Origin of the sequence: Mongoliitalea daihaiensis (assembly GCF_021596945.1) — a bacterium.
Lineage (GTDB): Bacteria > Bacteroidota > Bacteroidia > Cytophagales > Cyclobacteriaceae > Mongoliitalea > Mongoliitalea daihaiensis.
The window spans coordinates 2,800,797-2,820,645 of sequence record NZ_CP063779.1 but is presented as its reverse complement, the minus strand read 5'-3'; the positions used below and the strand labels follow the sequence as shown (position 1 = coordinate 2,820,645).

Annotated in this window: 14 protein-coding genes; 4 read left to right on the top strand and 10 right to left on the bottom strand. The window is 39.6% G+C overall.

All coding sequences use genetic code 11. From position 1 onward, the window contains the following. The first annotated feature begins 91 nt into the window (after positions 1-91). Positions 92-484, top strand: a complete 393-nt coding sequence (locus IPZ59_RS11840; protein ID WP_236136257.1) for a VOC family protein — start codon at positions 92-94, stop codon at positions 482-484. Here the strand turns inward: IPZ59_RS11840 and IPZ59_RS11835 are convergent. The 5 genes from IPZ59_RS11835 to IPZ59_RS11815 all read right to left on the bottom strand — a co-directional run bounded on the left by IPZ59_RS11835 (position 481) and on the right by IPZ59_RS11815 (position 7,655). Further along, the gene (locus IPZ59_RS11835) at positions 481-981 is read right to left on the bottom strand and encodes a UpxY family transcription antiterminator (protein ID WP_236136256.1); all 501 of its coding nucleotides are present in this window, start codon (positions 979-981) and stop codon (positions 481-483) included. The two genes, IPZ59_RS11840 and IPZ59_RS11835, sit on opposite strands and share 4 nt — an antisense overlap. Positions 982-1,114: 133 nt before the next feature. Next, the gene (locus tag IPZ59_RS11830) at positions 1,115-4,519 is read right to left on the bottom strand and encodes an efflux RND transporter permease subunit (protein ID WP_236136255.1); all 3,405 of its coding nucleotides are present in this window, start codon (positions 4,517-4,519) and stop codon (positions 1,115-1,117) included. Positions 4,520-4,525: 6 nt separating this feature from the next. Then, positions 4,526-5,653: an efflux RND transporter periplasmic adaptor subunit gene (locus IPZ59_RS11825; protein WP_236139807.1), complete on the bottom strand. Its 1,128-nt coding sequence runs from the start codon at positions 5,651-5,653 to the stop codon at positions 4,526-4,528. 35 nt (positions 5,654-5,688) lie between these two features. Next, a complete protein-coding gene (locus IPZ59_RS11820; RefSeq protein WP_236136254.1) occupies positions 5,689-7,050 on the bottom strand; it encodes a TolC family protein in 1,362 nt (453 codons plus the stop codon). Further along, positions 7,047-7,655 (bottom strand): TetR/AcrR family transcriptional regulator, encoded by a 609-nt coding sequence (locus IPZ59_RS11815; RefSeq protein ID WP_236136253.1) that lies wholly within the window; start codon positions 7,653-7,655, stop codon positions 7,047-7,049. Before IPZ59_RS11815 ends, IPZ59_RS11820 begins: the two co-directional genes overlap by 4 nt. Positions 7,656-7,876: 221 nt before the next feature. Between IPZ59_RS11815 and IPZ59_RS11810 the strand changes: the two genes are divergently transcribed. Next, positions 7,877-8,677, top strand: a complete 801-nt coding sequence (locus IPZ59_RS11810) for an alpha/beta fold hydrolase (RefSeq protein ID WP_236136252.1) — start codon at positions 7,877-7,879, stop codon at positions 8,675-8,677. A 28-nt stretch (positions 8,678-8,705) separates the two neighbouring features. Here IPZ59_RS11810 and IPZ59_RS11805 read toward each other — a convergent pair whose 3' ends face one another. After that, positions 8,706-10,031, bottom strand: coding sequence for a S41 family peptidase (locus IPZ59_RS11805; protein ID WP_236136251.1), 1,326 nt, complete (start codon positions 10,029-10,031; stop codon positions 8,706-8,708). A gap of 49 nt (positions 10,032-10,080) precedes the next feature. Then, positions 10,081-10,467, bottom strand: coding sequence for a Dabb family protein (locus IPZ59_RS11800; protein ID WP_236136250.1), 387 nt, complete (start codon positions 10,465-10,467; stop codon positions 10,081-10,083). Between the two features lie 249 nt (positions 10,468-10,716). Between IPZ59_RS11800 and IPZ59_RS11795 the strand changes: the two genes are divergently transcribed. Together IPZ59_RS11795 and IPZ59_RS11790 are read left to right on the top strand one after the other, a co-directional pair. After that, positions 10,717-11,805 carry an MBL fold metallo-hydrolase gene (locus tag IPZ59_RS11795; protein ID WP_236136249.1) on the top strand — a complete coding sequence of 363 codons (1,089 nt, stop codon included), beginning with the start codon at positions 10,717-10,719 and terminating at the stop codon, positions 11,803-11,805. A gap of 436 nt (positions 11,806-12,241) precedes the next feature. Further along, positions 12,242-13,408, top strand: a complete 1,167-nt coding sequence (locus IPZ59_RS11790; protein ID WP_236136248.1) for a hypothetical protein — start codon at positions 12,242-12,244, stop codon at positions 13,406-13,408. 3 nt (positions 13,409-13,411) lie between these two features. Here IPZ59_RS11790 and IPZ59_RS11785 read toward each other — a convergent pair whose 3' ends face one another. The 3 genes from IPZ59_RS11785 to IPZ59_RS11775 form a co-directional block, all read right to left on the bottom strand. Next, complete coding sequence (locus IPZ59_RS11785; protein ID WP_236136247.1) at positions 13,412-14,557, bottom strand: hypothetical protein; 1,146 nt, start codon at positions 14,555-14,557, stop codon at positions 13,412-13,414. Positions 14,558-15,378: 821 nt separating this feature from the next. Further along, on the bottom strand, positions 15,379-18,093 hold the full coding sequence (locus tag IPZ59_RS11780; RefSeq protein WP_236136246.1) for a M14 family metallopeptidase: 2,715 nt from the start codon (positions 18,091-18,093) through the stop codon (positions 15,379-15,381). 116 nt (positions 18,094-18,209) lie between these two features. Beyond that, entirely contained in the window at positions 18,210-19,655 is a 1,446-nt protein-coding gene (locus IPZ59_RS11775) for a PhoPQ-activated pathogenicity-related family protein (RefSeq protein WP_236136245.1), read from the bottom strand. Positions 19,656-19,849: the final 194 nt, after the last annotated feature.

The window sequence follows — 19,849 nt, the reverse complement described above, 5'->3', positions numbered from 1 at the left end:
ATGCAACTAATTTTTTAACCACTTACATGTACAGACATAAGCTCAAACAAATTTCATTGGACAAATCTTACTTTTTTACTAGTTTAATCCCATGAAATTCACACAAATCAAAGAAATTTGCTTGTACATTTCCGATTTGGATTTGGCAGAGGATTTCTATGGTGACACGTTGGAAATGCCCATGATTTCAAAAGTAAGTGGAAGGCATATTTTCTTTCGCTGTGGTACTTCTGTCTTACTATGCTTTATTCCTGAGGTGACAGCTAAAGAGACTTCACTCCCAGCGCATTATGCTAAAGGCAAGCAGCACATCGCATTCGAAGTCAATAAAAAAGATTATCTACAAACAAAATCAAAGCTATTGGCTAAGGGCATCAATATCACACATGAACAAGGCTGGAGAGATAATCTTCAAAGTTTTTATTTTGAAGACCCTTTTGGGCACGTATTGGAGATCGTACCCAAAGGAATTTGGGAATATTAGGGCATTACCTGCAAAAACTTTCGGGGAAGGTTTACTAGCATATTTTGAGCAATCCCTGGAATGCGGATGATGAAATAGTCCTTATTCCCTTTATTGATGCACTCCCCTTCCATTCCTTCCAAAGCACCTCCTACAATTTTCACTAGCTGACCTTTTTCTATTTCACCAGATTCGGTCTCAACTGCTACACCTGTTTCCAAAATCCGTTGAATGGTTTTGATTTCTTCCTCTCGTACAGTAGCATGCTCACCTGCAAAATGAACAAACTTCACAGCACCAGGTACCTGCAAGGATTCCCAAAGATTGGTTCTGCTTGTTTTAACAAACAAATACCCATTGAATAGGGCTTTTTGAACTTTCTTTTTACGATCAGACCATTGACGCAACTCTTCTATCAATGGCAAGTACACTTCCAATCCTTTTTCTTGTAATCGTTGCGCCACTTTCTTCTCCGCTCGGGAGGTTGTATATAGCACAAACCAATTCAAATCACTCATAATTTTTATTCCTAGCAGCTTCAAAAGTAATCAAAAAAGAAGTCTCTTTCCACGTCCTTAAAAGTAAAAAACCCTTGAGCTATTATCTCAAGGGTTTAAACAATTAAAAACCACCAACCTTTATTAAATCATGTTATTTAAATCTGCGAATAAGCATATTCAGTTTGTCCGCCAACAAATACATGACAGGTACAATTACTAACGTAAGGAAGGTTGCAAAGGTTAGACCAAATATTACAGTCCATGCCATCGGTCCCCAGAAATCTGCATTATCTCCTCCAATATAGAATTGTGGATCAAATTCACTCAGCAATGTAGCAAAGTTGATATTCATCCCGATAGCAAGTGGGATAAGTCCTAGTACAGTTGTAATTGCTGTCAGCAATACTGGTCTTAGCCTAGTTTTACCACCCTGAATAATACTATTCAGCAACTCTTGGTAAGAAAGGTATTCACCTTCTTTGATTCCTAGTTCCTCTCTTCTTCGCTCACGCACCAAATTGGTATAGTCAATCAAGACGATGGCATTGTTGACAACGACACCCGCTAAGGAAATGATTCCAATACCAGTCATAATTACCACAAAATCCATGTTGAAAATAACTAGGCCTAAGAATACACCAATGGTACTCAGGACAACTGAAGCCATAATGATAAATGGTGTGGTTACCGAATTAAACTGAGCGACAATAATCAGGAATATTACAGAAACAGCAATAAACAAGGCTCTCATCAAAAACTCCGTAGATTTTGCTTGTTCTTCCTGTTCACCTGTGAATTTAACCGATATTCCATCCGGAACGGAGTAGTTGGCAACAAGCTGCTTCAATTCATTATTGATCTCTGTAGGATTGTATCCATCTAATACATTGGAGAAGATGGTAATAACCTTGTTCAAATCTTTACGTTTGACCGATCCAAATGTAGAGCCATACTCTAATTTAGCAACTGCTGAAATAGGCACTTCTTTTTTGTTACCTAGCTTATCACGGAAATTGATTTTCTTATTTACAAGTGATGCCAAATCATAGCGATATTCATCTTTCAACCGGAGTTGAATTGGGAAATCATCCTCACCCTCTTTAAACTTGGAAACTTCCTGTCCAAACAAAGCTGTTCTCAATTCAGTGGCAATCTGAGAAGTTGATAATCCGAATCTACGGGCATTCTCCCGATCAATATTCAATACTACTTCTGGACTTCCAAGCTCTAAATCAGATTTTAATTCTTCAATACCAGGAATATTTGCCGAAATCAATGCTTCTCTTAACTGACCTTCAAAAACAATTAATTTTCCAAAGTCCTCGCCGCTTACTTCAATATTGATTGGCTTGCCTACAGGGGGGCCATTCGTTTGCTTATCTACTGTAATCAAAACACCTGGATATTGATCCGCTAACTCACGGATTTCTTCCATGATTTTGTTCGTATTTACCCCTTGACGATATTGATATTCGACAAAGCTGATAGTGACTTTTGCCTTGTGGGGCGTATTAGCAGTACTCGGCCCTTCGGACTGATCTCCTGTTCCTTGACCCACTTGGGAAATGATGGACTCCACAACGGCACTGTAAGGTTCCATCAAGGTCAAAAGCTCATCTTCCATACCGATCATAAAATCATTGGTAGCCTCTGTATCTGTACCTATAGGATTTTCAATGAATACATTTACCAAAGAAGGCTGATTATCAGGGAAAAAGAGCACTTTCGGTGAGCGAACTCCCAATAATACAATTGATAAAACTAACAGAAGATTAATGCCCGCAAAAAAGAAGTAAGGGTTCTTACCTCTAAGTGCAAAAACCAGCGTGTTTTCATACAATGTTTCCAATTTGACCAAAAACACATTTTGAAACCATCGGATCGCAGGCCTTAATGCATAGACATTAAAAACTGTCAGAATGGCTACTATAGTGAATAAGTTCCCAAATGTAATGGATCCAGCCAAGTAGCTAATGATACCCATCACACCAAAAACTATAGCTATCAATACATTTTTAGTTTTGGGTTTTACAGACTCCACTTCCTGCACTTTCATAAATAAGGATGTCAACACAGGATTGACAACCAAGGCTACAAATAGCGAGGAAGAAAGCACAATTATCAGGGTGATCGGGAGATACTTCATAAACTCTCCAATAATATCATCCCAAAAAGCCAACGGCATAAATGCTGCCAACGTGGTAGCCGTAGAAGTAATGATTGGCCATGCAACTTCCCCCACACCCTCTTTGGCAGCTCGTATGGGACTCTTTCCTTCCTGCATTAAGCGATAGATATTTTCTACCACTACAATTCCATTGTCCACCAACATTCCCAAAGCCAAAATCAGGGCAAACAAAACCATCAAATTAAGGGTAATGCCAAAAGAGTTGAGGACTAAGAATGAAATAAACATAGAGAGTGGAATCGCTATTCCAACAAATAAGGCATTTCTAAATCCAAGGAAAAACATCAAAACCAATACCACCAGGATAACACCAAATATGATAGAGTTTTCCAAGTCATTGACTTGTGCACGTGTTGTTTTTGATTGATCATTGGTAATGCTTACTTCCAAGTCGGGTGGGAATCTGTTAGATTTTGCATCGTCAATAATCAGCTTGATTTTATCAGCAGCGTCTAATAAATTTTCTCCACTCCTCTTCACCACATTGACAGTCACTACCGGAAGTTTGTTGCTACGTGCATATGACTCCCGTTCTTTATAGGTATCTCTTACCTCAGCAACATCTGAGAGGTAAACTATTTTTTGACTTTCTGTTTTAACAATGATACCATTGAGTTCATCAGGAGTTTTAAATTCTCCTGTTATTCTCAAAGAGCGCCTAAACTGCCCATCTAAAATATTCCCTCCTGAAATAGTGACATTTTCTTGAGCAACTGCCTCTGAAATATCAGAAAAAGCAACTCCTAAGGCCTCCATCTTGAATATGTCAGCATCTATTCTGATTTCGCGCTCCACCGTCCCACGAAGCTCTGCCTTCGAAATCTCTGGAAGCTTCTCGATTTCATCTTCCAAAAATTCCCCAAATTTCTTGAGCTCTTCCTCTGTATAATTCCCCGAAAGGTTGACATTCATGATAGGGAAATCCGAAGTATTTACTTCAATGACATCCGGATCCTGATCCAAATCAGAGGGCAACTCACTTTTGGATTTATCAACTGCATCCTTAACATCCTGAATTGCTTTGGAAATTTCAACACCAGGGTTGAATTCGACAACTACGGATGAGAAATCCTGAACAGAAGTAGACTTGATACTCTTGACGTTATTGATGGATTTTAACTCTTTTTCAATAGGTCTAGTAATCAAATTCTCCATATCTACAGGAGAGTTGCCCGGATAAGCCGTACCCACATATACAGTAGGAATGACGATTTCAGGAAAAGATTCCTTGGGCATGGTTCGGTACGCCAAAATACCCAAGACTGTAATAATCACCGCTAAGATGACAACCGATGTCTGATTATCTACCGAGAGGGAGCTCAGCCCAAACTCTCTGATTATTTTTTTTGATTGATTCTCTTGAGACATAACTGCTTATTGTGCAATAGTAACTGAAAAATTATCCCCTACTTCTCTAAACCCTTTATCAACCAAGGTTTCGGTTCCTGTCAAACCCTCTAGGATTTCAGAACGGTCCTTGTAGGTTCTTCCACGTTGGATATATCGTTTTTTACTCAAGCCATCTTCTACGATAAATACATATTCACCCTTATTATCCTGCAAAATCAAGTAATTGGGAACTTTCACTGCTTGCGCTACTTCATAATCTTTGATTTTAAGTACCGAAATCATATTGGGCTTCACATTAGGGAGATTTGGTAAAAAGACCTCCACTTTAAATGTTCTATTCGTCGGATTGATAATGGAGCCTACAGCAGAAACCTTTGTCCTAAAGGCTTCATTGATAGATGGAAATGAAATCTCCACAGAGTCACCTTTACTGATCACACCAATATAACGTTCTGAAACATCAGCCTCTACGTATAAATCACTAACTCCTACAAACTGGAACATGGGAGAACCTGGTTGAACCAATTCACCTAACCGCACTTGAACAGTTTCCACCGTTCCACTAAATGGTGCGCGAATGAGTGTTTTTGACTCTTGTGTACGCAAGCTTGCTAGACTTTTCTCAAGTGTTTCTTTTCGGTTTTTAGCTTCTAGATACTGAATTTCGGTCCCAATTTGTTGATTCCATAAGCGCTCCTGCTTATCAAACACAATGCTTGCTAACTCCAATTGCTTTTGAAGTTCTTCAATATTTCTAACGATCGATTCAGCATCAATCCTCGCCATTACCTGTCCTTTGTTTACCTGCATACCTTCAATGGCAATTACTTCCACAGCTCTCCCTGATAATTCACTGGATATGCTAACATTCTTTTTGGATAAGACAGAACCTGCTACTTCAACATAATTCTCAAACTTTCCGAGGGATGGTGAGATAACAGAAACAAGTACAGGTTTTCTATTCGCGATACCAAACTCAGGATCGAGCAATGAAATTTCTTTTTCCAGTGCTTCAATTTTTAACCGAAGTTCATTGGATTCATTCTTAAGTGCAGATAACTCATCTTTTTTTAGTGTGAGCTCATCTTTTTTCCCGCAGGAAAAAACAAATACTACTAAAAGCAGCAAAATAACGGATGAATAGGTTTTCATATGTGTGTTGGTGTATATCCTTATATTAGTTTTCATTACAATAATCCCAGAGCTTTTTCTAAATCTACTTTAGCAATTAAGGCATCATATAATGCCGCGAAATAGTTATTCTCTGCTTCTTTCAATGCTGAGTCGGCATCCACTACTTCGAGATTTGAGCCAACTCCCTCTTGAAATTTAATTTTAGCCATTTCAAATACTTCTGTTGCCAACTCAATATTTTCGGTCTGCAACTGAAGAGTCGCAACGGAGTTTTGCAAATTAACTTTAGCTTGATAAACCTCTACTTCGAAAGAGTTTTTCAAAAAAGTTTGTTGATTTTCCAATTGCCTTAACTGCACCCTATTCTGTTGGATTCGCGCAGCTTTGGAAAAGCCATCGAAAATTGGAATAGTCAAATTAACACCTACAAAGGCAGCTGTAAACCAATCACTACTGTATAAATCTGGTAATAGCAAAGAGGCGCCGGACCTATTGTAGGTTAAAAAAGCATTTAAACGAGGCATGTACTGAATTTGATTATTCTTTAAATCCAAACGGGTCAAATCCATATTCGTCTTCAACTGATCCAATTCTACCCTTCTAGTCAGGTCAGTAGTCAAGAGCTCAGTGACTTCAGCTAAATTATTAAAATCACGAATAGTCTCTGCCAATTCAATCGTGTAATCCGATGGAAGTCCCATTTGTAGTTTCAAGATCTCCACACTAATTGCAGTAGCAGCAACAATTTTATCCAATTCTGTTTTCAGATTATTTCGCTGCACTTTGGTTCTGCTAACGTCAATCTTTTCAACAAAACCAGCCTCATAGAGAGCTTCTGTTTCTCTAAGCAAGGTTTCTACACGATCTAAATTTACCTGAAAAATGCGTCTACGCTCATCGTTTACCAAGACGGTAAAATAGGCCTTTTTTACTGTCTCTCGTACGTCGATCTCTGCTTTTTCTTTATCAAACGCAGTCAAGATATTTAAAGTCTTGGCTGCTTTCAAACCTACAAAGTAGGAACCATCAAAGATCATCTGATCTACTCTGACACCTAAACCTGATTGAAAATCAACCCCAAACCTTAAGCCTACTACTTCTGATGGGTTATCTGGATTAAACCCAGGAGATCCCGGCACATTCGGCAAAAAGATTAGTGGAATAGCAGCATTATACGTAAAATCAAACGTTCCATTAATCTGCGGTAGACCCGTAGCCAAATTCTGACGAATGATTGCTTTAGATGCCAACAACTCCAAAGCTGCATTTTTAGCATCGGGATTATTTTGTAGGGCATAGGATATTGCCTCCTCGAGGGTAAAAACCACGGTATTTTGAGCCGATAGTTGCGGAGGACTGACAAGTTGGAATAGCAACAACAGCGTTATTGCAAGCCCTTTAATCAAGGTTTTCATGCGGTGGTGTGTTTTTGGTTTAGATATGCTTGTTTTCCTGAATCGGTTAATATGCCATATAAGAAGTGCTCAAACACCTCCAAATGCAATTCGATTAAATTAAATTTTGAAGGAGGAAACTTGATGGGATCAAATAAACTGTCCATTTGCTCCATTCTTAGAAAGGCAAGAATTTCAGAATTAATTTCTGCTCTGAACATTCCCTCTTCTTTGCCTTTATCCAATACTTCCACAATTTCTTTGAAGACAAACTCTTGTTTGAATTCTTCAAACAATTGCCAGCACTGTGGAAAGTAGCGCTGAATTTCATTCATTACTAAGGGGTTGAAGTCTGCAAAACGTTTCCTAATGTAAGCACTCATCCCTACCATATGCGCAATCACCCCCTGATCCAGTCCTGGGTACTCTCCTAGTTTGCATTTATCCTTTTCCAGAGCCTGAGAAAAGGTCTCGAATACCAACTGATTTTTATCTGCAAACTCTTGGTAAATGGTTTTTTTTGAAATACCAGCTTGTCTTGCAATATCATCCATGGTAACAGACCTGACCCCAAACTTCATGAATAAGTCTTCAGCAGTTTCTATAATTTTTTCTTTGGTCTCCATTTGGGTGCAAATTTGAGAAATTAAACTCAGGAAACTATCAGTAGGTTCAAAGTTTCTTAAGTTTTTTTCAATATTTTTTTCTGAGAAACAAAAATTAACTTTTAACAACTAATGACAAAATGGTATAAAATTGGATTTAACAAAATTAAATTCCATGTATAAACAAAAAATACCCTTTATATTTCACTGTGAAAATAGAATAATTCCTTTAATTTTGAATTATGAAAACTTCCTTTCTAAAGACCAGTTTTGGTAATTTGGCCTACTACAAATATGGAAATGGTAGCAATATGTATTTGCTTTTTCATGGTTTTGGTCAAAGTAGCAAAGCTTATCAGTCATTTTTACCACTCAGACAAGCAGATGAAACCTATTTAGTTATCGATGTTTTCTATCATGGACAAAGCAGTTGGAACAGTGTGCAGCAAAAATTGACCAAAGAAATCTGGAGAGCAATTCTTTTGCAATTGATGCAGGAAGAAAATTTTGAAAAATTCCATTTGGTAGGCTACAGCATGGGAGGTAAGTTCTGCTTGGTAAGCTATGAATTGTTCCCCAATTATGTGCAATCACTATTATTGATGGCTCCAGATGGGATAAAAACAGGTTTTTGGTACAACATGGCCACCTTCCCTGGGATATTTAACCGCTTATTCCAACATGTGGTCTTCCATCCCGCGCGATTCTTCAAAACGATGGATGTTCTGCATCGCATGGGACTGTTGGAATCCAGCTTTATCAAATTTGTAAAATCCCAAATGCATACGCGTACCATGCGAGCGCAAGTTTATTTTACTTGGAATGTCTTTAAAACAATGCAACCAGATTTGTCTAGCATAATCCGACATCTTCGAATGAGTAGCACGCCCATCACCTTGGTAACAGGGAAGTACGATAAAATGGTGACTTCAGAGAATTTGCAAAAGTTCAGCTCAAAAATCCCGCAAATCCGACGCTTAGTTTTGGAGTCTGGTCACAATACCTTGATAGATGACTACACAAAGATCCATTTGAAAGCATAAAAAAAGCGGGCCTAAACCCGCTTTTCTATTAATACATAAAGTATTCTTGTTCTAGACCTTTAAATTGCTCGTGCATGTGCCATACTGGCCTGTAGTAGGTATTAGTCAACCGTGCACCAACAGCTCCCTCAGTTACCAAACTTAATGCAGCAGCCAATCTAAACTCCTGAGGATCTCCCCAATTTCTTGTCAAGTCATCACCTGCTCTAACAGCTGGGACAAAACCTTCAAAGTAATCGGCATCTCCATTGGCGTTGGCGATAGAAAAAGTGATGAGCTCAATCAAAATATTATTATCAGTAAGTACTCTATTGGCTACTCCAATAGATCCAACAGGTTTTCCGAAAGTGTTATCCCCAATTATTACTGTATTCACAAAAGGACGTAAACTATTTATCACTAACTCGGAAGCAGATGCAGATGATCTCGAAGTAATAAATACTATCCTATTGAGGTTGAGTGAACCAACTTTTCTAAACGTAGCACTTTCATTTCTCTGAACTTGATTAGGTCCCCATCTATAGGTGTACATCACTTGACCATTTGCCGAATTGGGAGCGACTAGATTCAATATTTGCTCTGCTACTGAAACCAATCCTCCTCCGTTATATCGCAAATCAATAATCAATTCATCGATATTAGCAGCTTGGAATCTTCCAAAGGACTCATCTACTTCATTACTTCTTCCCGGAGTACCACCTGGAGTGGCTCTGAAATTTTCATACACCCAATACCCGATTTTCTTTCCTCCCATTTCAAATATACTTTCATGAGCCACTGAATTAGCAGCAAAAGCTGTTTTTGGGATGGTTCGAGTAATCTCAGACCCATCTGCTAATCTGAATTTGAATGTATTGGTTACACCAACTTGATTGGGTCCTAGATCAATTGAATAACTTCCGTTAGGGTTTCTAAAAGAAGGAATGGTTCTACCATTGATTTCAATAATTTCCCAGCCTCTTTGCCATCCATCTTGTCCTGCAGGTCCCGTGCGTGTAACTGAAGCTAAAAAGAGACGCTCCTCCTGATTAAATGCAATACGAATACCATGGACTCCAGACACGTTACCCACGATTTGATCAGCTCTAGCTTGCGCAGTAGTAAAACTAGTAAAACGGTCTAAAGGTCTAAACCTCAAAGCCTCCAATACTTCCTCTTTTGTAGAAAATTCACTTGGATCGATTCTTAAGGGGAGTTCATTAGTCCAATAGTAAAACTCACGCATAGTTTCAAACACAGCCAACTTCACTTGATCTTCTTGGTTCACCTGTGGAACCTCTTCCTCTTTAGGTTCACAAGCAGCGAAGATGGTTAACGCTGCTACTATTAATGACCAAATTTTTAAACGCTTCATACAACAATTAACTTTTAATAAATAAATACGAAATTATTTTGGGTTTGGATTAAATTACAAAATCATAAACTACAACTTTGTGCCATTTGTTCTTGTTTTCTTCTACAAATGCAAGATGCATAGGATCTACTTGGTATTCTTGCTCATCCGACACACTGTCGAAGAAAAAAGTGCAAGCAATGGAATAACTACTATCAATGACATCCCTAGAGACTGTTTCCGCGGGGGTTCCGATATAAAACTTCCTTACTGTTTGAATGGAAGCAAGCTTTTTTGCTTCTTGGATAAATTCTTGAATAGTCACTTCTTCATTCAACCAAAAAAACACCTGATGAATCATCGGTTGTTCGGGTGTCGAAGAAAAACTTACATTCGGGAGTGTCAGAAGTGCACCTCCGATCGCCGCCTTTTGAATAAACTTTCTTCTACTACTCATTCCTAAATTTTTTAGGAAAATAGGAGATTTTTTCTTTGGTTATCAAACCTTTTTTCGAAAATTTATTCCAGGAGAACAATTACGCACCTTATCAAAAAAGATTATTTCGCAATACTCCCTTTACGCTATCAAATATTCCGCAACAAACAATCCTCCGATAAAGAGGTTCACCATAAACCCTCACTCAAGATATTCGTAGGTACAGCAAAAGAAATCCATTGAATAAGGGTACCAACAGTTGTGATCCACATGAAAACGAAACCAAAAAAAAGAACACTTGCCTTTTTCACCCTCATTCCAACCATCCTTATCCTTGCAATGATGAATCATACCGTCGATGAGCAAATCGAATTTATTGAAAACAAAGCATTGCGAACTGTTTCTACTGTTCCTGCCTCTTGGCAGGGTACACCTATGGATACGAAAGGTAATTTTGTCAATTTATATCAACCCTTTGAGGATAGTTTCTCTGACCTCATCAAATGGCAGCTATCAAAAAATCCCTTGAAGGAAGCGAAGAATAATGAAGAAAGACGGTTATCAAAAGATTTTGACTCTTCTATCCTCGGTTCACAAGAAGACTACCTCATTTGGCTAGGCCATGCCAGCTATTTGATTCAGGTAAATGGAAAGGTGTTACTCATTGATCCATTCTTGGAAAAAAACACCTTCCTCAAGAGAGAATCTCCCGAGGTACTGCAAGTTGAGGACCTTCCTAAGATTGATTACCTATTGCTGTCTCATAACCATCGGGACCATATCGACAAAGCCACCATCCAAAAACTCTTGAAATTACAGCCGGGAGTAGAAGTGCTGACTGGATTGAAAGTAGGTGATGTGATTGGTAAGTGGGGAGATTTTGGCCGTATTCAGGAAGCTGGATGGTTTCAGGAATATGCTACATCGGATAGTTCCCTGCAAATAGTCTATGTCCCGTCAAGACACTGGTCTCGAAGATGGCTATGGGATCTGAACGAGAATCTTTGGGGTGGTTTTTGGATTCAATCTGGCGATAAAAGCATTTACTTTATGGGTGATTCTGGTTTTGGTCCACATTTCGAGGATATCAGACAGGTTATGGGGCAACCTGATTATTGCCTGATGGGCGTGGGTGCTTTCCGACCGGAGTGGTTTATGAACCAAGCCCATATCAGCCCTACGGATGCCATCCAAGCATTCAATATTTTAGGTGGCTCCTATTTTATTCCCATGCACTATGGCACCTTTGATTTATCAGATGAGCCGCGGATGGAGCCTTGGGATATTTTGGTAACTAATCAAGGAAAATTGAACGGAGAATTGGTAGAACCGATTTTGGGGAAGAATCTACTAAGATAAACAGCTAAAAATTGATATACTAAGCACCATTTAATGTAATTATTAAAGGACAAATCGATTCTTACAAGGAACAGCAGTTTGGGCTTGGTGATTTTTTTGAATCAACACTATATACTCATGCCCAAACGCTTGAAAAGAATCCTCTATTTAACATCCGTTATGATAATGTTCGATGTCTTCCAATGAAGAAGTTCCCATATACGGTCCATTATACCGTTGATGAAATAAATTACAAGGTCGTTCTAAGGCCTGTTTTCCATACCACACGGAATAATATAAAATTAGGGCAATATTGACATAGTTTGGCAAGCATTCTACGAACGAAATAAACTCTCTACGTATACTCCCTACTTTGGTAATAAAAACTTAACAATAAATCTAGTTGTAAACTCAACTATTTTTTTGATATTTATAATTAAGAAAATTTTAAAGCCAAATGAAAGCCAGCTACCCAATTATTTTACTTTTAATTCTCGGAATAGTTTCATCCTGTCAAGAACCCGAAAATCCAGTAGAACCAACCATAGCACTTGAAAAGTTTGAACGATTTGGAGACCCACACTTCAACTTTCGGAGTTCTATTGTGAATAACATCAAAGTAATTGATAATCAGTTGTTTTTTAGTCATGTAAGTAATCCGGGATTCATTAACCCTGACATGACTGTAAATCAACTGTGCTGTGCACGACCAAATCAAATGGAATTCCGACAAAGTTTAACCAAACAATACATTGGTGCAGTAGACCGGAATCTATTTGGATTTTACATTTTTCGAAATCAAGGCAATGGAGGTGTGGGACTTCTTGATTTCAATCGCCTGATAAAAGTACCGGGAGGCAGAGCAAAAGTATCCTCAATTCCAAATCGATTAAAAAATTTCGATATCAATAATGGAAAATTATTGGCTGCTGTTGATTTGATTGGAGAGACATTTGAAAGAGCTATTTATCTATTTGACATTGAGAATAATACAAATTTTGTTGGAGTAGTCCCTGACACAACTGTAATCAAGATTACTCCACCAGCCATTGAAAACTCTACAATTGAGGGGTTAAATATAATTCAGCAGATAGACGCTTTTCAAGATGGATGGCTGGTTTCTACAATCAATCAAAATTTCTTTGTTGCCCCTGACGGAAGTACCACTCCGTTTGAATTGAGGGATGCCAACGGTAATTTTACCCCCTACTACGGACATGTATTCACATCTGATGGACGATTACTCGTGAAGACATTCAGAAATCTTTTCATTTCCCCTAGCGGTAGCATAGATGACTTGGAGCTGAGGGTTACCTTTAACAGTTTAATCGAATTCTTTATTCATGAGGACCGCTTAGCAATATGGTTATCAGGATCATCTATTTTATCGGAAGTTGAGAATTTCGACAGCTTAGATCCTGAACTATTTAAAATCAGACTATTGAATTCCGAAGGGATCAACTTTTCTCAATTGTTTGCTCTTCAAAAATTTCAAGGAAAAGTTTTTGCAGCTACCAATCAAGGGCTTTTTACCAAAAGTCTAGAAAGTTTCTGGGACTCTGCTCCCGAAAATGATCCTGCCCTTTCAGCTGAGCAATTGTTGAATGGGATAGCGTTTCATTGAAGCTTATCTCTTTTCCCAGGTTGAATAAATTATGGGTGGGTCTATCGAAAAATCAATCCGAGCATCCCACTCATAATTAATGGGCCAGTCTTTAAACACTTTCCCGGCTTTGTAAAGAAACTTCAGTTCCCACCTATCAGGATTTGGAATCCAGCCTTTTGAGGGATTTAGTTTAATCATTGCCTCGGTTAAGGATTTGTTCACTTCATAGTTCCCTGCTATTACTCCCAAGCCTTCGTGGTGTGGCTCTAAAGAGAAAGTACCTTTGGCTGTGGAACCCAGTTCCATGGCTAAAATATTTGGAAAAGAGGGTTCAAAAGCTAACCTAACTTGCTTTTCACCATCATAAAAAACCAAACTTTTCAGCTCCTCTTGTCCATCACGCAGTATTAATTCTAACGCATGATGTTCTTGGGGTTTTAGCTCATTCCCATGCTGATCAGGATTCAACATCAGAATCCATGGATTTTCCGAATATCTTGCAAAATACATCCAAGTTCCATCCATAGGTATGGGTAACTTATCTAGCTTTCTTTCTTCTCCATCAATAGACACCTGCTGCTCAGTGGCTTTTCGCCTGATGAAATAAAAATCCTCCAGCCATACTAAAGGCATGGAAGAAGGATTGATAGCAGCATCTCCCATTGGAGCCAACAAGCCAAATGGCTTTCTCGATTTCGAATTACTCTCTCTTAAATGGATAGCAATCGCTCTTCCCCATTTATCCATAAAATTGATTGCTACCTGAACTCCATGATCAGTAATTTCAAACAAATCCTCTTGGAAATCTACTGCTACCATATCACCCAGTCCTTTTCCTGCTATGTTAAATTTTGCCGGGTTTAGATTTAGACTTTTTGCATGATACACATCAATATGCATATCCTTTCTCCAAGCGATCACCAGCAAACCCACTCCATTGATAGAATCATTGAAAAATTGAGGTTCTAAACCAACATAGTGCTCATCGGGATCCTTTTCAAAATTTACCAGAAGTAATCTTTCCATCGGATCCGCTTCAAAACTGAAAGGATTGATGAACGCTTTTGCCTCTACGGTATCATACCTAGCCAAAATTTCTTCATTGGAAATCGTTTTTTCAGAACAAGAGCTGATTAAGAATAAAAAAAGGATAGCGTATTTCATCATCTTGAGAATTGGTTGTCTTCCAAAGTTAAACAGGTCTATTTGTATCTTACCTTTAACATATCATCTCAAACCATGACTTTCGTCAGCAAAAAATTAATTGAATATTGATTTAAAAAGAAAAACCCGGCTGATTTTTAAAACCTGCCGGGCCTAATTTATCACTAAGCGTGGATTAAAGACAATGTTCTAAGAATCAAAGCCTGTCCCGAGAATCGGGAAGACAAGAACCAAGAAGCAAGATCCCAAGTGAAAAGTGTCAAAGGAGGAAAACCATTAAGGAATTAAGAGGATTAAGGACTTCCACCTCCCAACACTATTCACTCAATCAACTAGTCACTAATCATTTACTAAGTGAAGAGTGTCAAAGGAGGAAAACTAGTAAGGAAGTAAGAGTATTAAGATTTTCCAACTCCCAATACTATTCACTCAATCAACTAGTCACTAGTCATTTACTAAGTGAAGATTGTCAAAGGAGGAAAACCATTAAGGTATTAAGAGTATTAAGATTTCCCAACTCCCAACACTATTCACTCAATCAACTAGTCACTAATCATTTACTAAGTGAAGAGTGTCAAAGGAGGAAAACTAGTAAGGAAGTAAGAGTATTAAGATTTTCCAATTCCCAATACTATTCACTCAATCAACTAGTCACTAGTCATTTACTAAGTGAAGATTGTCAAAGAAGGAAAACTAGTAAGGAATTAAGGGGATTAAGGACTTCCACCTCCCCTCACTACTCACTCAATCAACTAATCACTAGTTACCTAATCAACTAATCAGTGCTAACTGTTCACTTTTCACTGTCAACTGTTCACTCACCCCTACTTCACATACAACTGATTAAACAACATCTTAAACGTATTGTGTGCTTGAGCTCGGAAGGTGATTTCTGGTCCAAAGGCATAGAACTTTCCTTTTCCAACCGGAGCTTCAAAAGCAACTACCCCATTTCTCAAGTAGCCTTCACCCCATGCCCAACCGGACACTAGTGGAGACTCTGTTCCAAACCATGCCAATGGTTTCACACCTTGAAGCAAAGCATTAGGAGCCAGGTTAAATACCGGGCTGTTATTGAAGACCATATTGGCTGATTCACCCATGCCCCAGTTGGCTGCATGTGTGCCATCCAAATGAGCTTTCAAAATACTCCCAGGGATATAATACTTATCTCCACTCAGTGGTCGCTCACGTCCATCAGGCAATTTCTCTACCAAGGCATTACTAACCGGCAACTGGAATTCATACGCAAAAGCAGTAGAAGCTCCAACTGCAACGATAGAACCTCCTGCTTCCATAAATGCTTTCAAAGCAGGTACGGTTTTCTCTTTGGTCACATTTCCAATCAAAGCATGATATTCTGCTGCTACGCCTTCTTCTCTCACAGCACCACCCCAGTTTCTGACTGTTCCCGGAGATCCAGCACCAATGAATAAAATGACATCGTATTTCGCTTTCAAGTTACCCGCATCCAATTCTTTTGGATACACCACATTGAAGGCAAAATTGTACTGCTCCAACATCCAACGAACCCAACCTGAAGGCATGGATCCTCCATAGTGATCAAAAAGCGCTACACGGGCCGGTTTGATAGCAACTGTAGGAGATGGTCTAGAAGCTGACACTACGTTGATTCCATAAGTGGATGCAGCTTTCTCAATCGCCGCTCTATTGCCACTGACAAAGAAGCTTCCAGCTGGCAAACCTGCATGAGCAGTGGTAGTTCTGGAAACATTCACACCTGCCTTTAACAAATCATTAACAGCTATGAAAGCATTATTCCCTCGGACATCAATCAAAAATCCTGAGCCTGATGGCATGCGAGTAGGTGTAAATGGCTGCACTTCGCCGTAAGCGATGGCTTCAAATGGCCCCTCAAATCCTTCCAAGATACGGTCAAATTCAACGCCCATTTGCAAGGCTAAACTCCAACCTGCTGCATCATAAGGCCTTTTGGGAGGGCCACCTGGATATTCAAAGTCATTGGGATGATCCTGTGGCTCAAACATATCCAATACATGAGGACGGAATGCCTGAGCTGATTTGACCACATAAGATCCCGCTGGATATTGTTTTCCATTGACAGTGAAAGCAGCGGTAGCCTTATGCACCTGAACGCCTGACTTGATCAAGGCATTGACAAATCGAGTAGCTGTAGGAAAATCTGCCTGATTAGCTGGTAAAATAAACCCTCTTGGATCACGCAATGCTGGATTTCTATACACAGAGTCGAAAAACTGTACCGGTAATCCACTTCTCATACCATAGAAAGCAGCTTCAGGATCATCGGCCTGTCTTTGCTGACGGCTTTTATTAAAGGCCTCCTGAACAGCCGCTGCTCTTTTGGGATATTTCGTCCAATGGTCCATATTCCCTCTGTCGATGGCGTTCTTACCCATGGTGTAAATATTCATCAGCAAGGCATCCGCATTTCTACTTGCATAATCCAATACGGCCATATTCATGGACACAGAGTAATCAATTGATTTTTTGAAATTCCAAGGTTGCGGCTCAATCGGAAAAGGAGTTGCATGCGTAGGAATCAAGCGATCAGGGACCAATGGAATAGTAGAAGGCGTTGGGCCACCGGTAGTCTCTGTCAAAATCCCGATGATATTATGGAAATAAGGAGTAGTTCTCAAGCCACCATTCCACCAAGAAGAAAATACCGAGCCACCTAAACGAGTGTAACCTGGTTTATTTTCTGCATTTAGTCGGTTGATCATCGCCGAACCAACACCATCCAGCGAAGTCATGATCAAAGGATCAAAAACATGGTTGAAAGGATCGCGGTAAGGAGGGCCGGCTACGACTGTTCCAGCCGGAGAAGTTTGATGGTGATTATAGACAATCTGAGGAATCCACTCTACATACATTTGTCTGGAAACATGGGTAGTCTCCTTCATATTGTTCATAAAAAAATCACGGTTATTATCATGTCCCACATATTTTTGATACATGTAAGGCGTACTCATATTTCGTTTGCTTACATCGCTAGGCCCCATATACCAATCCGTGACGATATCCTGACCATCCGGATTCACCTGCAACATCAGAATAATCAGATCATCCAAAAAGCGTAACACCTCCGGATCATTGCTGCTTACTAATTCATAAAACGTTGGGATCAGCTGATGGGAAGCCACAGTTTCTGTACTATGCAGGCCCCCGTCAATCCAAATCACCGGCTTGCCTTCCGCTACCAAAGCTTTGGCTTCCTGCGGAGTAACCTCTGCCCTGCCTAATTTTTGGGATATTTCTTGGTAACGGGCCAGATTTTGATGGTTTCTAGGAGAAGTGATAATCATCATCGGCATTTGCTTGCCCATTTCTGTTTCACCGATTTCCACGTATTTCACACGATCGGATAATGCAGAAACTTTACGGAAATAGGCATCCATATCCGTAAACGTAACTAACTTATAATCATCTCCTATTTCGAAACCAAAGTGCTCTTTTGGTGTAGGTATTTGTTGGGCTACCGCCTGCTGAAGGATCAGCGAAAACAATAGAAATCCCCAAAGGTAAATTTTTCTCATAGCGTATCAAATTAGGTATATCCGAAGGTACAATTCACAAACTCCTCTTCAAAATTAGCCCTGCTAATCGGGCGAAATAAGGGTTAATTGGTAAAGAATGTGCATGCATCCCTTTGTCATTGGCTTGGTGTTCCCAAAGCCTTAGATGGAACATAGGTTTCAAAGGGATATTCCCTCGGCAAAACCTCCACTCCACTTGTGATTTTTATAGGAATCTGACCAGGATAGGTGACTTCTACAAAGTATCCTGTGTAGCCTATTTCAGGAGTAGGAATCTGAATTTCGTAGCGACCACTTTCATTGATCAAGACCTCAGAAGCTGTCCAATGAGGGCCAAAGCGATCAATCATAAAGTTTCGCTCCTTTTCATTGCTCGCCGACCACAACTTGATGGAAGCTGGCTTTTGATTCGGATCTGTTTGTAACACAATGGAATTATCTTGGATACTCCACTCATAGGTAGGTCTAGAGGATTGATTCAAAATAGAAGCATAAAAGGACAATACATTTGCCAAAGCATCAGAATTCCGTAAATCATGCCCATAATTGGGTACATACATCAAGTGCTTTTCACCGGGCAACTCATCCCAGTAAAACTTCCAACTATCCGGCTGAAAAAATTCATCACCAGCTGCATTAACGATTAATTTGGGTATATCTGCAAACTTCTCTTTGAATGAATAGGGCTCGGTAATGGAAAGTAAGCGCTCAAACTCTAGGGAACCTTGCCAGTCCATGATATCCTCATTGACATAAGAAGTGACCGCCGGAGCCCAATACCCATAGTTCCTCCAATGGTGCTGAAATGATTCCTCCAAATTCAAAAGATCAATTACAATAGGCGCCATGGCCACCACTCGCTTGTCAACAGCAGCCGTAGTCCAGGTAGTCCAACCTCTTTTAGATGCCCCCGAAACCACAAAATGGTTCAATGGAAGTTCGTACTTTTCTCCCACTATTTCCACCACCACATCCATGGCCAGCTTAGCAGCTTTGGTCATAGGCAAGCGCAAAAGCCATCTAGCATCTTCATCCTTAGCACCACCTTCCATAAACTTCCTCCAACCATAAGCGATGATATCATCTTCGTAGCGAGGGCCTTTGTCATCATCCAAAAACGTCAGTGGCTGAAAAGGAACATTGTGAATTTCTGCAGCCACCGAATTCGTGCGAAGGGCGGCTTCTAAAATGATGGGATTGGGTTCTTCTGGCAAAGGTGATTCTATCGCGCCTCCCCCTATCCACAAGAAGCCTGTTTCAAAACTGGCATTTTTGGGAACTACGAAAGAAACATAATGCCACCACTCGGTTTCATTTACTTCCTCGGTAGTCAACCATGTCTGAGAGACCATGCGTACCACATGGTAATCATAGGCTTCATTGCTGGTAGAATGTACCAATTCATAAGAAAAAGCTGGATCATCTGCCATCACATAGGCCTCCAACAAGTGAAAGCTATCCACGGAAGAACTGGGGATGACTTCAACCTTACTGGTACATGCCCACAAAGAAAAGAAAAGTACAAAGGCTATCGAAAATCGTCGGGTCAATTGTCGGTTCATATCGTCTTGATTTTAAAGACAAAAGATACTGGAAAAAAATCAAAACTGGAAAACTCCGTATTTTCAGATTAAAAAAATATCAAAAATGGAATGACCATTTATTTCAACATGCAGGAGACTTTCCCTTCAGCAAATCATTAAAACACATTTTAAACTATATGACAAGAGGCTTTGTGCCTTAGAGCCTTCGTGGC

What these genes read in the sequence shown, in the direction of transcription:
- IPZ59_RS11840 (WP_236136257.1), top strand. Translation starts at nt 92, where the DNA reads ATGAAATTCACACAAATCAAAGAAATTTGCTTGTACATTTCCGATTTG.
- IPZ59_RS11835 (WP_236136256.1), bottom strand. Translation starts at nt 981, where the DNA reads ATGAGTGATTTGAATTGGTTTGTGCTATATACAACCTCCCGAGCGGAG.
- IPZ59_RS11830 (WP_236136255.1), bottom strand. Translation starts at nt 4,519, where the DNA reads ATGTCTCAAGAGAATCAATCAAAAAAAATAATCAGAGAGTTTGGGCTG.
- IPZ59_RS11825 (WP_236139807.1), bottom strand. Translation starts at nt 5,653, where the DNA reads ATGAAAACCTATTCATCCGTTATTTTGCTGCTTTTAGTAGTATTTGTT.
- IPZ59_RS11820 (WP_236136254.1), bottom strand. Translation starts at nt 7,050, where the DNA reads ATGAAAACCTTGATTAAAGGGCTTGCAATAACGCTGTTGTTGCTATTC.
- IPZ59_RS11815 (WP_236136253.1), bottom strand. Translation starts at nt 7,655, where the DNA reads ATGGAGACCAAAGAAAAAATTATAGAAACTGCTGAAGACTTATTCATG.
- IPZ59_RS11810 (WP_236136252.1), top strand. Translation starts at nt 7,877, where the DNA reads ATGAAAACTTCCTTTCTAAAGACCAGTTTTGGTAATTTGGCCTACTAC.
- IPZ59_RS11805 (WP_236136251.1), bottom strand. Translation starts at nt 10,031, where the DNA reads ATGAAGCGTTTAAAAATTTGGTCATTAATAGTAGCAGCGTTAACCATC.
- IPZ59_RS11800 (WP_236136250.1), bottom strand. Translation starts at nt 10,467, where the DNA reads ATGAGTAGTAGAAGAAAGTTTATTCAAAAGGCGGCGATCGGAGGTGCA.
- IPZ59_RS11795 (WP_236136249.1), top strand. Translation starts at nt 10,717, where the DNA reads ATGAAAACGAAACCAAAAAAAAGAACACTTGCCTTTTTCACCCTCATT.
- IPZ59_RS11790 (WP_236136248.1), top strand. Translation starts at nt 12,242, where the DNA reads ATGAAAGCCAGCTACCCAATTATTTTACTTTTAATTCTCGGAATAGTT.
- IPZ59_RS11785 (WP_236136247.1), bottom strand. Translation starts at nt 14,557, where the DNA reads ATGATGAAATACGCTATCCTTTTTTTATTCTTAATCAGCTCTTGTTCT.
- IPZ59_RS11780 (WP_236136246.1), bottom strand. Translation starts at nt 18,093, where the DNA reads ATGAGAAAAATTTACCTTTGGGGATTTCTATTGTTTTCGCTGATCCTT.
- IPZ59_RS11775 (WP_236136245.1), bottom strand. Translation starts at nt 19,655, where the DNA reads ATGAACCGACAATTGACCCGACGATTTTCGATAGCCTTTGTACTTTTC.